The organism is Nocardioides mesophilus (assembly GCF_014395785.1).
Classification (GTDB): domain Bacteria; phylum Actinomycetota; class Actinomycetes; order Propionibacteriales; family Nocardioidaceae; genus Nocardioides_B; species Nocardioides_B mesophilus.
Map to the genome: position 1 here is coordinate 2791485 of NZ_CP060713.1, position 13552 is coordinate 2805036.

Below are 13552 nucleotides of genomic sequence, written 5' to 3' on the forward strand. Positions count from 1 at the left end.
TCCTCCACGGAGCGGGGGGCGGTTGTCTGTAATCCCTACGAGGCGGTGGACCGGTGGACGAGAGCGCGACTGCTCGGGACCGGGTGGTGGTCGTCCCCCGGACGGAACCCCTGGTCATCGACCTCGGCGACCCCGGCCGGCTCGCGGCGGTCACCCGGTTGCTCCCGGCCACCGCCGGCAACGCCACCCTGGACCGGCTCTGCGCGCTTGCCGCGCGGCTGCTCGGCACCGGCTCCGCACAGGTGTCGCTGCTCTCGGACGCGCAGCTGGTCGCGGCCGGCGCCGGTCTCGGCAGGCCGGTACCCGGTCAGCTGCCCTCACCCCTAGGCCAGTCGCTGTGCACCGTGACCGCGGCCTCCGGCCGGCCGCTGGTGGTGGACCGGGCCGATGCCGACGCGCGCGTGTGCCTGCTGGAGCCGGTGACCTCCGGCTCCGTCGGTGCCTATCTCGGGGTGCCGCTGCGAGACGACGAGGACCGGGTGATCGGCGCACTCTGCGTGTTCGACCCGGAGCCCCGTGCGTGGCTGGAGGACCAGGTCGCGGTGCTGGAGGAGCTCGCGCCCGCGGTGGTGGCGGAGCTCGAGCGCGCCGCGGCAGTGGCCGAGCGCGACCGGGCGCAGTTCCGGCTCGGGGTGGCCATCTCGGCCGGCGGGATCGGCAGCTGGGAGTGGCAGCTGGGCCCCGGCGAGCTGCACGCCGACGAGCGCACCATGTCGATGTTCGGGCTGCCGGTCGGCCCGCAGGTGCTCGGGCTCGAGGAGCTCGAGCGTCGGGTCCACCCGCTGGACCGGGGGCTCTTCGTGCCGTCGATGTACGCCGCCGTCGAGGCCCGCGAGGACTACGCCGCGGAGCTCCGCCTGCTCGGGGCCGACGGGGTCACCCGCTGGGTGGTCGTGCGGGGCCGGACGCTGGCGGACCTGGCCGGCTCCCCGGTCGGCCTGGTCGGGGCGATGTACGAGACGACCGAGCAGCACGAGGCGGCCGAGAGTGCCACCGCCTCGGCCGACCTGGTCAACCTGCTGGCCGCCGCCAGCGACCTGCTGTCCGGCTCGTTGGAGCCCGAGGACGCGGTGCGCAGCCTCACCCGGGTGGTCGTGCCGCGGCTCGCGGACTGGTCGATGGTCTCGCTGGTCGGTGCCGACGGACGGCTCGAGGACGTCGAGTGCTGGCACCACGACCCGGAGCTGCGCGAGGTGACCGAGCGCTTCACCGAGCGCCGCCTGGTCGGCCGTGCCGACCCGGACGGGTCGCTGTCCGCCTTCGACTCCGGACGCCCGTTCGTGCTCGAGTCCGGCGCCGTCGACTTCGCGCACAAGACCCTCCGTGACCCCGAGGCCCGCCGGCTGCTCGACCAGCTCGACCTGGAGTCGGTGGCGGCGTTGCCGTTGCTCAACGGCGGCACGGTCATCGGCACGATCACGCTGTGCCGCGGCGCCGGCCGGCCGCCGATGTCGCCGGCCGAGCTGGCCACCGCGGTCGACGTCGGCCGGCGCGCCAGCACCACGTTGAGCCTGGCCCAGACCTACGGCCTGGAGCGGCAGATGTCGGAGGGTCTGCAGCGGAGCCTGCTGACCGAGCCGGTGCAGCCCGACCACGTCGAGGTGGTGGTCCGCTACGTGCCCGCCTCGAGCGCCGCCCAGGTCGGCGGTGACTGGTACGACGCGTTCATGCAGCCCGACGGCGCCACGCTGTTCGTGGTGGGGGACGTCGTGGGCCACGACTTCGCGGCCGCCGCGGCCATGGGCCAGCTGCGCAACCTGCTCCGCGGCATCGCGGTGGCCAGCGGCGACTCCCCGGCCAGCGTGCTGGACCAGGTCGACCACGCGATCGAGACGTTGCGCCTCGACACCACCGCGACCGCGGTGGTGGCGCGGCTCGAGCAGTCCAAGGAGGACCTGGCCGCGGGGATCACCCGGCTGCGCTGGTCGAACGCCGGGCACCCGCCGGCCGTCATCGTGGACGCGCAGGGCGGCACCCGGCTGCTGGCCGACCACGACCTGCTCCTCGGGGTGCTCACGGGCACCGAGCGCCGGGAGAGCGAGCTGCTGCTCGAGCGCGGCGCCACCCTCTTGATGTACACCGACGGCCTGGTGGAGCGCCGCTTCGAGGAGCTCCACCTCGGGATCGAGCGGCTCGAGCGCACGGTCGCGGAGCTGCGCGAGCTGCCGCTGCAGGAGATGGCCGACGAGCTCGTACGCCGGCTGGTGCCCGACGCGCCGGAGGACGACATCGCGCTGCTGGCGATCCGCCTGCACCCCCAGGACCGGCCCCGGCCGGCCGAGGCGGGACCGGTCGTGCTGCCGGACAACATCCCGGAGGACCCGGCGACCCGCCCGGACCAGGACGGCCCGTCGGCCTGACGCCCGGCTGTCCCGGGTGGTCCGGCCGCGACGTTCAGACCTGCGTGCTCACCGGAAGGAACGGCGCCCACGCCTGCAGCATCTTGGGCACCATCTCGCGCGTGGTGGGCCGGGCGAAGTAGTAGCCCTGCGCGAAGTCGCAGCCGAGCTCGACCATCCGGGAGTGCTGGGTGGCGTTCTCGACGCCCTCGGCGCAGACCTTGAGATCGAAGGCGCGTCCGAGGCCGATGATCGCCCGGATGATCTCCTCGCCGCCGGCCTCCTGCTCGAGGAAGGACCGGTCGATCTTCAGCATGTCGATGACGGGGTAGCGCTGCAGGTGGCTCAGCGAGCTGTCACCGGTGCCGAAGTCGTCGAGCATCAACGAGATGCCGGCGAGCCGGAGCCGGCCCAGCGTCTCGGCCGCCTCGCTGCTCTCCTCGAGGAGCACCGACTCGGTGACCTCGAGCCCGAGCAGGGCGGGGTCGAGCCCGACCTTGTCGATGGTGCGCATGGTGTCGCTGTAGAACGACCGGGTCCGGAGCTCGTGCGCGCTGACGTTGACGCGGACGCCGGTGGGGGCGATGGACTGCCAGGTCGCGGCGTCCCGCACCGCCATGGTGAGGATCTGCGCACCGAGCTCGCCGATCAGACCGGACTCCTCGGCCATCGGGATGAACACGTCGGGGGAGACCGCTGCGCCCGACGGCGTGGTCCACCGCGCCAGCGCCTCCATCGCGACGATCCTGCCGGTGCGCAGGTTGATGATCGGCTGGTAGGCGATGTTCAGCCCCCGCGAGCGCAGCGCGGACCGCAGCTCCCCCGCGGTGTTCGAGCGGCCGGTCACGTCGCCGCGCACCGCTTCGTCGACGGCGTCGTACGAGCCGGGGCGACCCTGTCTGGCGCGAAACATCGCAATTCCTGCCTCTCCCACGTTTTCGTCAGCTCTTCCTGCCCCGCGGTGGTCACAGCTCCCACCACCGCGGGCCTCCCACAGGGAGACGTGCGGACCCTGCACCCATGACGCGTTCCGGCGGAGGCTTTACCTGAGCGGAGCGGCACGGTCACGGGGACAGGGCCACCGCTCCAGCGTGCGGCAACCGGGCCGCACGTGCACACGGTTCGCCAGTTTTGCCCCTTTCGCCGGCGAGGCTGGGACTGGGACACACCGGGCGAACTTGGCGCACACCTGCGACCGGGGTAGAAACCCGTCATGCCTGACTCGGTGAGCAAGCCCGCTGCCCCTGTCGCCGACTACGACAGCTTCGCGGCCGCGTACTCGGCCAGCAACGAGAGCAACCTCTTCAACGCCTACTACGCGCGTCCGGAGATGCTTCGTCTCGCTGGTGACGTCGCGGGCCTGGAGATCCTCGACGCCGGATGCGGGTCAGGTCCCTTGATGGAGGCTCTGCGCGCCCAGGAAGCGGTCGTGCGCGGCTTCGACCTCAGCCCGTCCATGGTCGAGCTGGCCCGCCGAAGGCTGGGTGAGGACGCAGACGTGAGAGTCGCAGACCTGGGTGCGCCCCTGCCCTACGCCGACGACGCGTTCGACCTCGTCATGGCGTCACTGTCCCTGCACTACGTCGAGGACTGGGCCTCGACACTGGCCGAGCTGCGGCGCGTGCTCAAACCCGGCGGCCGGCTCATCGGCTCGATCATCCACCCCACGGTCTACGCGATCGTGTACCCCGAGGCCGACTACTTCGCCCTCACCCAGTACTCCGAGGACTACGACTTCGGCGAGGGAACCGTCTGGATGACCTACTGGCACCGGCCCCTTCAGGACGTCGTCAACGCGTTCATCGACGCGGGGTTCCGGATCAGGACGGTCACCGAGCCGCCGCCCGCGGCAGACACTCCGGCGGAGCTCCTGCCCAACGCGGACGGCCGCTCCTTCATCTGCTTCCTGTTCTTCGAGCTCGAGGCGCACTGAGCAGCTGCCCTGGACAGTCCCGGAACCGATCCGCGCAGGTCGCCGGCCCGGTACGGTCGGCGTCATGGCGACCCAGGACCCCGGTCCCACGACGATCAAGTCGTTGACCGCGGACACGTGGGACCTCTTCGCTGCGCTGGTGGAGCGGCACAACGGCATCTTCGGCGGGTGCTGGTGCGTCAAGTTCCATGCCGAGCGAGACGACCACGTCTCCGGTTACGACGGCAACCGCGCGTTCAAGAAGTGCCTGGTCGAGGAGGGCATCGCCCATGCGGCGTTGGTGGTCCGCGAGGGCGAGGACGGCGAGGAGGCGATCGCCTGGGCGGAGTACGGATCCCCGGCGGAGCTGCCCGACATCCACCACGGCAAGCAGTACCTCGCCGAGCAGGACCTCGAGCCCGACTACCGGATCACCTGCATCTTCGTCGACAAGCGGTTCCGCCAGCAGGGTCTGGTGACCGTGGCCCTGGAGGGTGCGCTCGCGCTGATCGCTCAGGCGGGCGGCGGCATCGTCGAGGGCTACCCGCACATTCCGGGTGAGCGGCGGTTGTCCTCGTCGTTCCTCTACAACGGCACGAAGGCCGTCTACGAGCGCGCCGGCTTCGACTTCATCCGGCCCAAGGGACTGAAGAACACGGTGATGCGTCGCAGCGTGGCCCCGTCGCGCTAGTCACCGACGCATCCCGTCAGATCCACTGCCGGAACCAGATGCGGTCCAGCCAGTCCGGGGTGGTGATCAGCTGGCCGGTCCAGATCGGCCAGAAGAACGCGAAGTTGAGCACCACCAGCACCACGAACGCCCCGGCCGCCGCCGTGCCCCACAGCCGCCGCGACGACGAGGCGCGGGCACTGCCCATCACGACCCCGAGCAGCAGCGTGATCGCGATGACCGTGAACGGCAGCATCAGGATCGAGTAGTAGGAGAAGATCGGGCGCTCGTCGTCGCGGACCCACGGCAGCCAGGTGCTGACGAAGCCGACCAGGGCCAGGCCGAAGCGCCAGTCGCGCCGGCACACCCACGCGTAGACCGCGTAGAACAGCGCCAGCACGCCGCCCCACCACAGCGCCGGGGTGCCGAGCAGCAGGATCTGCCGCAGGCAGGTGCTGTCCGCGGGCGCGTCGCAGCCGTCGACCCCGGGCTTGATCCCGAGCTCGGCCTGCATCCCGACCGGACGGTTGAGGATCGGCCACCACTGCGGCTTGGACTGGTAGGTGTGCTTGGCGTCGTTGAGGAAGTCGCGGTGGAACGTGTAGACGTCCTGGTGGTAGTTCCACAGCGAGCGCAGCGACTGGATCGCCTCGCCGAAGAAGCCCTTCGCGTCGGTCTTCAGATAGTTGCCCCAGTAGGCGCCGTACTGGGTGTTGGACAGCGTCCGTTCGTACTCTCCGGCGTGCAGCAGCCAGCCGGTCCAGGTGAGCACGTAGACCACCAGCGCGACGATCACCAGGTAGCCGAAGGCCGGAAGCGCGTCGGCCACGAAGGAGCGCAGCCGGGGGAGGCGTACGCCGATCGAGCGGCGCGCCCCGGCGTCCCACATCCACACCAGCAGGCCGAAGGCCGCCAGCGGGTAGACCGCCGACCACTTCGTGCCACAGGCGAGGCCGAAGAAGATCCCGGCGCCGAGCCGCCACGGACGCCACAGCATCGACCGCACCGGCCCCCAGTCGTCGGCGCCGGTGCGGTGGCCCGCCGGCACCAGCCGGGCCAGCCGCAGCCGGCCCCAGTCACGGTCGGCGACCAGGCAGGCGACCGCGCAGAGCATGAAGAACGCCTCGAAGATGTCGAGCAGCGCCGAGCGGGAGAGCACCAGCTGCATGCCGTCGAAGCAGAGCAGCAACCCGGCGACCCCGCCGAGCAGGGTGGAACCGGTGAGCCGCCGGACCAGCCGGATCATCACCAGGACCATCAGGGTGCCGACGACCGCGGAGGCCACCCGCCAGCCCAGCGAGTTCATCCCGAAGAAGTGCTCGCCCAGGGCGATCAACCACTTGCCGACCTCCGGGTGCACGATCATCGACGGCGAGTCGGTGAACAGCCCGGTGGTGTGCCCGGCCACGATCTTCTCGTCGGCCTTGTCGACGTAGCCGGTGACGAACCCGTGGTGCAGCAGCGACCAGGCGTCCTTGGCGTAGTAGGTCTCGTCGAAGAGGAACTGGTTGGGGCGCCGCAGGTGCCACAGCCGCAGGAAGCCGGCGAGCATCGTGATGGCGATCGTGACCGCCCAGCCGGCGAACCGGTCGTCGTTGCGCAGCAGCGGCACCAGCCGTCGTCGGGCGCTCGGGACGGGGCGGTGGTCGGCGGTGCTCGACAGGCCGACGGTGCGCCGGGGCGCCGCCTCGGCAGCCGGCGTCTCGGGGACCTGGGTCGTGGGCACAGGGCAACTGTACGAAAGGGACTGAGAGGATCGCCCCGTGAACACCCGCACCGGTCAGCTCGTGCTCGCCGCCACCCCGATCGGCCGGGTCGCCGACGCGTCGCCGCGGCTGGCCGAGGAGCTCGCCACCGCCGACGTGGTCGCCGCCGAGGACACCCGCCGGCTCAAGCGGCTGGCCGCGGACCTCGGCGTGGTGGTGCGTGGCCGGGTGGTCTCCTACTTCGAGGGCAACGAGGCGGCGCGGACCGGGTCGCTGGTCGAGGCCCTTGAGGCCGGCGACCGGGTCCTGCTGGTCACCGACGCCGGGATGCCGTCGGTCTCCGACCCGGGCTACCGGCTGGTGGCGGCCGCCGTCGAGCGCGACCTCCCGGTGACCGCGGTGCCCGGGCCGTCCGCGGTGCTGACCGCGCTGGCGGTGAGCGGGCTGCCGGTGGACCGGTTCTGCTTCGAGGGGTTCCTGCCTCGCAAGGCCGGCGAGCGGTCCCGGCGGCTGGCCGGGCTCGGCGACGAGCCGCGGACCATGGTGTTCTTCGAGGCGCCGCACCGGACCGCCGCCGCGCTGGAGGCGATGGCGGCCGCGTTCGGTGACGACCGGGCCGCGGCGGTGTGCCGCGAGCTGACCAAGACGCACGAGGAGGTCCGCCGCGGCCGGCTGGCCGACCTGGTCGACTGGGCCGCCCAGGGGATACGCGGTGAGGTGACGATCGTGGTGTCCGGGGCGCCGTCGGGCACCGACCTGCCGACCGACCCCGTCTCGCTGGCCGCCCTGGTGGCGGAGGAGGAGGCGGAGGGCGCGACCCGCAAGGAGGCGATCCTGGACGTCGCCCGGCGCGCCGGGCTGCCCAAGCGGCAGGTCTACGACGCCGTGCACAAGCCGCCCGGTGGCGGCCCCACCCCGCCCCCGGCGACCGGGCCGCTGCCGTGAGCGCCGAGCGGGACCGGAGCCTGCCGCCGGCTCCCGAGCCGCTGCCGCACCCGGTGGCCGACAACCACTGCCACCTCGACATCGCCCGCGACCAGGCCGGTCCCGGCCCCCGGGTGGACACCGAGGAGGCGCTGGCGTCCGCGGCGCAGGTCGGGGTCACCCGGATCGTGCAGATCGGCTGCGACCTGCCGGGGGCCCGCTGGGCGGTGCGGACCGCGACGACGTACGACGCGGTGGTGGCCGGCGTCGCGCTGCACCCCAACGAGGCACCGCGGTTGTACGCCGAGGGCGGCGAGGCGCTGCTCGAGGAGGCGCTGGCCGAGATCGAGTCGCTCGCCGCCTCCGACGACCGGGTCCGGGCCGTCGGCGAGACCGGCCTCGACCGCTTCCGCACCGGGGAGGAGGGCCGGGCAGTGCAGGAGCACTCGTTCCGCCGCCACATCGACCTGGCCAAGCGGCTGGACCGCACGCTGGTGATCCACGACCGGGACGCCCACGACGACGTGCTGCGGGTGCTCGACGAGGAGGGCGTGCCGGACCGGGTGGTGATGCACTGCTTCTCCGGGGACGCCGCCTTCGCCCGCGCCTGCCTGGACCGCGGCGCCTGGCTCTCCTTCGCCGGCACCGTGACGTTCAAGAACGCCGAGCCGGTGCGCGAGGCGCTCCGGGTGACGCCCTCGGACCGGGTGCTCGTCGAGACCGATGCGCCGTACCTGACCCCGACGCCGTACCGTGGTCGGCCGAACGCCTCCTACCTGGTGCCGCTCACGATGCGGGCGATGGCGCAGGTGCGCGGAGCGGATCTCGAGGGGCTGTGCCGGGCGGTGGATGCGAACACCTCGGCGGCCTTCGGTGGCCATTGGGGCTAGACAGATCGCGCGAATACGTGAGTTGGGACACCCCAAAACCGGATATACCCGACGTATAGGTCACGTTTTTTTGGCCCCGGGAGAGCCGGCCGTTATGGTCTTGTAACTGTTGGCCGGGAGCGGGGAAGTTCTCGGACGACACCTTGGAAGCCCCGCGGCGACCGCTCGAGATCCCACGAACGACCGGGATCGAGGTTGCCGGCGGGGCGCTGCGTTGGGGGGACCGGTCCGCCGGCCGCGCGGTGGGTGTCGTTCCCGCGGCCCGGGGATTACCACCATGGGAGAGATGTGCGGAGTCGCATCGCACTGCTGACCAGAAGCAAGAAGGCCCTCGCCGTACTCGTCGCCGCTGTGGCGATGGCGGTCGTGGCCACCGGCGCCGGATACGCGGCAATGAGCAAGAACGTGACCCTCACGGTCGACGGGCAGCAGCGGGACGTCACCGTCCTGGGCAGCACCGTCGGCGACGTCCTCGCCAGCGAAGGCATCGAGGTGGGCGACCGTGACGTGGTCGTGCCGGGTGTGGACACCCCTGTCAACGACGGAACCTCCGTCAGCGTCAAGTACGCCCGCCCCCTCGACGTGACGCTCGACGGGGACGAGACCCGCTACTGGGTCACCGCCACCGACGTCACCTCGGCGCTGGACCAGCTGGGACTGGACTACCGCAACGCGGACCTGTCCACCAGCCGCGGCGCTGACATCGACCGCTCGGGCATGGCGCTCGAGGTCGTGACCCCCAAGAAGCTCACCGTGCAGATCGCCGGCAAGAAGCCGCGCACGGAGAACGTCACCGCCCTCACCGTCGGTGAGGCGCTCATCGAGCTCGGCGTGAAGGTCGACAAGCTCGACCAGGTCAAGCCCGGCGTGGACGCCACCCTCGAGGACGGCGACCGCATCGTGTTCACCGACATCCGCAAGGTCAAGCGGACCGCGCGGGAGAGCATCGGCTTCGACAGCGTCACCAAGAGCGACGCCTCGATGTACGACGGGCAGTCCGAGACCGTGCGCTCCGGCCACGCCGGCCTGCGTCGCGTGCTGTACCGCGTCACGCTGCGCAACGGTGAGGTCGCCGACCGCAAGGCCCTCAAGGTGGTCGTGCTGCGGAAGCCGGTCGACGCGCTGACCAAGGTCGGCACCAAGGACCGCCCGGCCCCCAAGCCGGCCCCGGCTCCCGAGCCGGCCCCGGCTCCGGCCGCGGCGCCCGCCGCGAACTACGCCAGCGGCGGCACCGTCTGGGACCAGCTCGCGAAGTGCGAGTCCGGCGGCAACTGGGCCATCAACACCGGCAACGGCTACTACGGCGGGCTGCAGTTCAACCTGTCCACGTGGCGGGCGTACGGCGGCTCCGGGTACCCGCACCAGAACAGCCGCGAGACCCAGATCGCCATCGCCACCAAGGTCCGTGACGCCAACGGCGGCTACGGCTCCTGGCCGGCCTGCTCGCAGTCCCTGGGGCTGCCGCAGTAGGTGCTGCGACCCCGTCTAGGCTCACCCGGGTGAGCGACGACATGACATCCGCCGGTCCGAGGCTTCTCGGGCCGGCGGATGTGCGTTCCCTCGCGGCCGCGCTGGACCTGCGCCCCACCAAGCAGCGGGGGCAGAACTTCGTGATCGACGCCAACACCGTGCGCCGGATCGTGCGTGCCTCCGGCGTCGGCCCCGACGACGTCGTGCTCGAGGTGGGCCCCGGGCTCGGCTCGCTCACCCTGGCCCTGCTCGAGACGGTCAGGCACGTGGTCGCGGTCGAGGTCGACCCGGTGCTGGCGGCGGCGCTGCCGGGCACGGTGGCGACCTACGCCCCCGACCAGGCCGACCGGCTCGAGGTGGTCACCGCGGACGCGCTGCGGATCACCGGGCTGCCCGGGCCGCCGCCGACCGCGCTGGTGGCGAACCTGCCCTACAACGTCTCGGTCCCGGTGCTGCTGCACCTGATGGCGCTGCTGCCCTCGCTGCGCCACGGCCTGGTGATGGTGCAGTCCGAGGTCGCCGACCGGCTCGCCGCGGCACCCGGCTCGCGCACCTACGGGGTGCCGTCGGTCAAGGCCGCCTGGTACGCCGAGGTACGCCGTGCCGGCGCGGTCGGACGCACCGTGTTCTGGCCGGCCCCCAACGTCGACTCCGGCCTCGTGGCCTGGACCCACCGCGACCCGCCCGCGGTCTCGGTGACCCGCCAGGAGGTCTTCGCGGTGGTGGACGCCGCGTTCGCCCACCGCCGCAAGACGCTCCGCTCCACGCTGAAGCTGCTGGCCGGCTCCGCCGAGGCCGCCGAGGCGGCGCTGGCCCGGGCCGGGGTGGACCCGCAGGCCCGGGGCGAGCAGCTCGCGGTCGAGGACTTCGCCCGGATCGCCGAAGGGCTGGCCGCGTCGTGAGCGCGACCACCGGTCCCGGCTGGGTCACCGCGTCCGCCCCGGCCAAGATCAACCTGCACCTGGGCGTCGGCCGGGTGCGGGCCGACGGGTTCCACCCGCTCGCCACCGTCTACCAGGCGATCGGCCTGCGCGACGAGGTCACGGTCCGTCCGGCCCCGTCGTACGTCGTCACGGTGGACGGCGACGAGCGGCTGCCGCTGGACCAGGTGCCGGCCGACGAGTCGAACCTCGCGGTGCGGGCGGCGCAGCTGCTCGCCCGGCGGCACGGTGTCGACGAGGCGGTGGCGGTGCACATCTCCAAGAACATCCCGGTCGCCGGCGGACTGGCCGGCGGCAGCGCCGACGCCGCCGCCGCGCTGGTCGCCTGCGACGCGCTGTGGGAGCTGCGGCTCGCCCGTGAGGAGCTGGTCGGGCTGGCCGCGCAGCTGGGCAGCGACGTGCCGTTCGCGCTCCTGGGCGGCACCGCCGTGGGCACCGGGCGCGGCGAGGTCGTGGTCCCGGCGATGGCACCCGGGGAATACTGGTGGGTGGTGCTCGGCGCGGACTTCGGGCTGGCCACGCCCGAGGTGTACCGGCAGTTCGACGCGCTGCACGCCTCGGACCAGGTCGCCGAGCCGGCGATCCCCGAGCCGTTGATGGAGGCGCTGCGCAGCCACGACGTGCTCCGGCTGGGCCACACCTTGCGCAACGACCTCGAGACGCCGGCGGTCACGCTGCACCCCGAGATCGAGGAGATGCTGGGGGCCGGGCTGGCCGGCACCGCGGTGGCCGCGCTGCTCTCCGGCTCCGGCCCCAGCTGCCTGTTCCTCTGCGACGGCTCCGGCCACGCGCACTACGTCGCCGGCGAGCTCGCGGAGAGGGGCTACGGCCCCGTGGTCGTCACCTCGGGGCCGGTCCCCGGTGCCCGCGTCGAACGGATCGGAGGACCGCGATGAGCGTCCCGAACCTGGTCAGCCTCGAGCGGGTGCACAAGTCCTACGGCATCCGCCCGCTGCTCGACGGGGTCAGCATCGGCGTCGGCGCGGGGGAGCGCATCGGTGTCGTCGGCCGCAACGGCGACGGCAAGACCACGCTGCTGCGGGTGCTCGCCGGGCTCGAGGAGCCGGACCAGGGGCGGGTCTCGCGCAACCGCGGCCTGCGGCTCGGCTTCCTCACGCAGGGCGACGACCTGGACCCGGCGGCGACCGTCGGCCTCGCCGTGCTGGGCGACCGCGCCGAGCACGAGTGGGCGGCGGACGCCGGCACCCGCGAGGTGGTCGAGGTGCTGCTCGCCGGCGTCACCCTGGACCGGGTCGTCGGCGACCTCTCCGGTGGTGAGCGGCGCCGCTGCTCGCTGGCCCGGCTGCTGCTCGACGAGCACGACCTGATCATCCTCGACGAGCCGACCAACCACCTCGACGTCGAGGCCGTCGCCTGGCTGGCCCGCCACCTGGCCCGGCGTACCTCCGCCCTGGTCGTGGTCACGCACGACCGCTGGTTCCTCGACGCCGTGTGCCAGACCACCTGGGAGGTGCACGACGGGGTGATCGACGTCTACGACGGCGGGTACGCCGCCTTCGTGCTGGCCAAGGCCGAGCGCCAGCGGCAGTCGGCCGCCACGGAGAGCCGCCGGCAGAACCTGATGCGCAAGGAGCTGGCCTGGCTGCGGCGCGGGGCGCCGGCGCGCACCTCGAAGCCGAAGTTCCGCATGGACGCCGCCAGCGCGCTGATCGAGGACGAGCCGCCGCCGCGCGACCCCTACGAGCTCCAGCAGTTCGCGACCCAGCGGCTCGGCAAGGACGTCATCGACATCGAGGACGTCGACCTCTCCCGCGGGTCCCGGACCCTGCTCCGGCACGCCACCTGGCGGCTCGGGCCCGGCGACCGGGTCGGTCTGGTGGGCGTGAACGGAGCCGGCAAGACGTCGGTGCTGCGGCTGCTCGCCGGGACCCTGGAGCCTTCCGCGGGTCGGGTGAAGCGGGGCCGGACGGTGGCTCTCGAGCACCTCACGCAGGCGCACGACGACCCGTCGAAGGAGCACGGCATCGACCCCGACGAGCGGGTGCTGCCCTCGATCGAGCGGATCAAGCGCGTGACCCGGGTCGCCGGCGGCGAGGTGACCGCGGCCTCGATGCTCGAGCGGTTCGGCTTCACCGGCGACCGGCTGACCACCCGGGTGGGGGACCTGTCCGGAGGCGAGCGGCGGCGCTTCCAGCTGCTGCGGCTGCTGCTCTCCGAGCCCAACGTGCTGCTGCTCGACGAGCCCACCAACGACCTGGACATCGAGACGCTCAACGTGCTCGAGGACTTCCTCGACGGCTGGCCCGGGACGCTCGTGGTGGTCTCCCACGACCGCTACTTCCTCGAGCGGGTGTGCGACTCGGTGTGGGCCCTGCTCGACGACGGGAAGATCTCGATGCTGCCGCGCGGGGTGGAGGAGTACCTCGAGCGGCGCGAGGAGGCGTTGCGGCTCTCGGCCGGCTCCGCAGGTGTTTCGGCTCCGGCGGCCGGGTCCGGCACGGCCGCGCCCGGGGGCAGCGCCCAGGAGGTGCGGGAGGCCCGCAAGGCGGTGACCAGGATCGACCGGCAGCTGGCGAAGGCCGCGGCGCGCGAGGCGGCACTGCACGCCGCGCTCGCCGAGCACGCGAGCGACTACGAGAAGCTGGCGGAGCTGAACGCCGAGCTCCAGGAGGTCGCCGCCCGCAAGGCGGCCCTGGAGGAGGAGTGGCTCGAGGCGGCCGCCGTCCTGGAGTGACCGGG

11 protein-coding genes are annotated in these 13552 nt (G+C 72.6%); 9 read left to right on the forward strand and 2 right to left on the reverse strand.

Translation table 11 applies throughout. The features are described from left to right. The first annotated feature begins 53 nt into the window (after nucleotides 1–53). Nucleotides 54–2360: a GAF domain-containing SpoIIE family protein phosphatase gene (locus tag H9L09_RS13470; RefSeq protein WP_187577417.1), complete on the forward strand. Its 2307-nt coding sequence runs from the start codon at nucleotides 54–56 to the stop codon at nucleotides 2358–2360. Nucleotides 2361–2394: 34 nt separating this feature from the next. On the opposite strand, the gene H9L09_RS13475 is transcribed toward H9L09_RS13470, so the two are convergent. Continuing rightward, the gene (locus H9L09_RS13475) at nucleotides 2395–3252 is read right to left on the reverse strand and encodes an EAL domain-containing protein (protein WP_187577418.1); all 858 of its coding nucleotides are present in this window, start codon (nucleotides 3250–3252) and stop codon (nucleotides 2395–2397) included. Nucleotides 3253–3552: 300 nt separating this feature from the next. Here H9L09_RS13475 and H9L09_RS13480 point away from each other — a divergent pair, with 300 nt between their 5' ends. Beyond that, nucleotides 3553–4272, forward strand: coding sequence for a class I SAM-dependent methyltransferase (locus H9L09_RS13480; RefSeq protein ID WP_187577419.1), 720 nt, complete (start codon nucleotides 3553–3555; stop codon nucleotides 4270–4272). Between the two features lie 64 nt (nucleotides 4273–4336). Next, a complete protein-coding gene (locus H9L09_RS13485; RefSeq protein ID WP_187577420.1) occupies nucleotides 4337–4942 on the forward strand; it encodes a GNAT family N-acetyltransferase in 606 nt (201 codons plus the stop codon). A gap of 16 nt (nucleotides 4943–4958) precedes the next feature. Here H9L09_RS13485 and H9L09_RS13490 read toward each other — a convergent pair whose 3' ends face one another. After that, a complete protein-coding gene (locus H9L09_RS13490) occupies nucleotides 4959–6647 on the reverse strand; it encodes a dolichyl-phosphate-mannose--protein mannosyltransferase (RefSeq protein WP_187577421.1) in 1689 nt (562 codons plus the stop codon). Nucleotides 6648–6684: 37 nt separating this feature from the next. On the opposite strand from H9L09_RS13490, the gene rsmI reads away from it, so the two are divergent. The 6 genes from rsmI to H9L09_RS13520 all read left to right on the forward strand — a co-directional run bounded on the left by rsmI (nucleotide 6685) and on the right by H9L09_RS13520 (nucleotide 13547). Then, nucleotides 6685–7572: a 16S rRNA (cytidine(1402)-2'-O)-methyltransferase gene (gene rsmI / locus H9L09_RS13495; RefSeq protein WP_187577422.1), complete on the forward strand. Its 888-nt coding sequence runs from the start codon at nucleotides 6685–6687 to the stop codon at nucleotides 7570–7572. Continuing rightward, on the forward strand, nucleotides 7569–8441 hold the full coding sequence (locus H9L09_RS13500; RefSeq protein WP_187577423.1) for a TatD family hydrolase: 873 nt from the start codon (nucleotides 7569–7571) through the stop codon (nucleotides 8439–8441). Before rsmI ends, H9L09_RS13500 begins: the two co-directional genes overlap by 4 nt. Before the next feature lie 288 nt (nucleotides 8442–8729). Next, nucleotides 8730–9911: a resuscitation-promoting factor gene (locus tag H9L09_RS22480; RefSeq protein ID WP_281390715.1), complete on the forward strand. Its 1182-nt coding sequence runs from the start codon at nucleotides 8730–8732 to the stop codon at nucleotides 9909–9911. 41 nt (nucleotides 9912–9952) lie between these two features. Next, nucleotides 9953–10813 (forward strand): 16S rRNA (adenine(1518)-N(6)/adenine(1519)-N(6))-dimethyltransferase RsmA, encoded by an 861-nt coding sequence (gene rsmA / locus H9L09_RS13510; protein WP_187580883.1) that lies wholly within the window; start codon nucleotides 9953–9955, stop codon nucleotides 10811–10813. After that, entirely contained in the window at nucleotides 10810–11748 is a 939-nt protein-coding gene (locus H9L09_RS13515; protein ID WP_187577424.1) for a 4-(cytidine 5'-diphospho)-2-C-methyl-D-erythritol kinase, read from the forward strand. Before rsmA ends, H9L09_RS13515 begins: the two co-directional genes overlap by 4 nt. Continuing rightward, on the forward strand, nucleotides 11745–13547 hold the full coding sequence (locus tag H9L09_RS13520) for an ABC-F family ATP-binding cassette domain-containing protein (RefSeq protein ID WP_187577425.1): 1803 nt from the start codon (nucleotides 11745–11747) through the stop codon (nucleotides 13545–13547). The genes H9L09_RS13515 and H9L09_RS13520 overlap by 4 nt, the downstream gene beginning before the upstream one ends. Nucleotides 13548–13552: the final 5 nt, after the last annotated feature.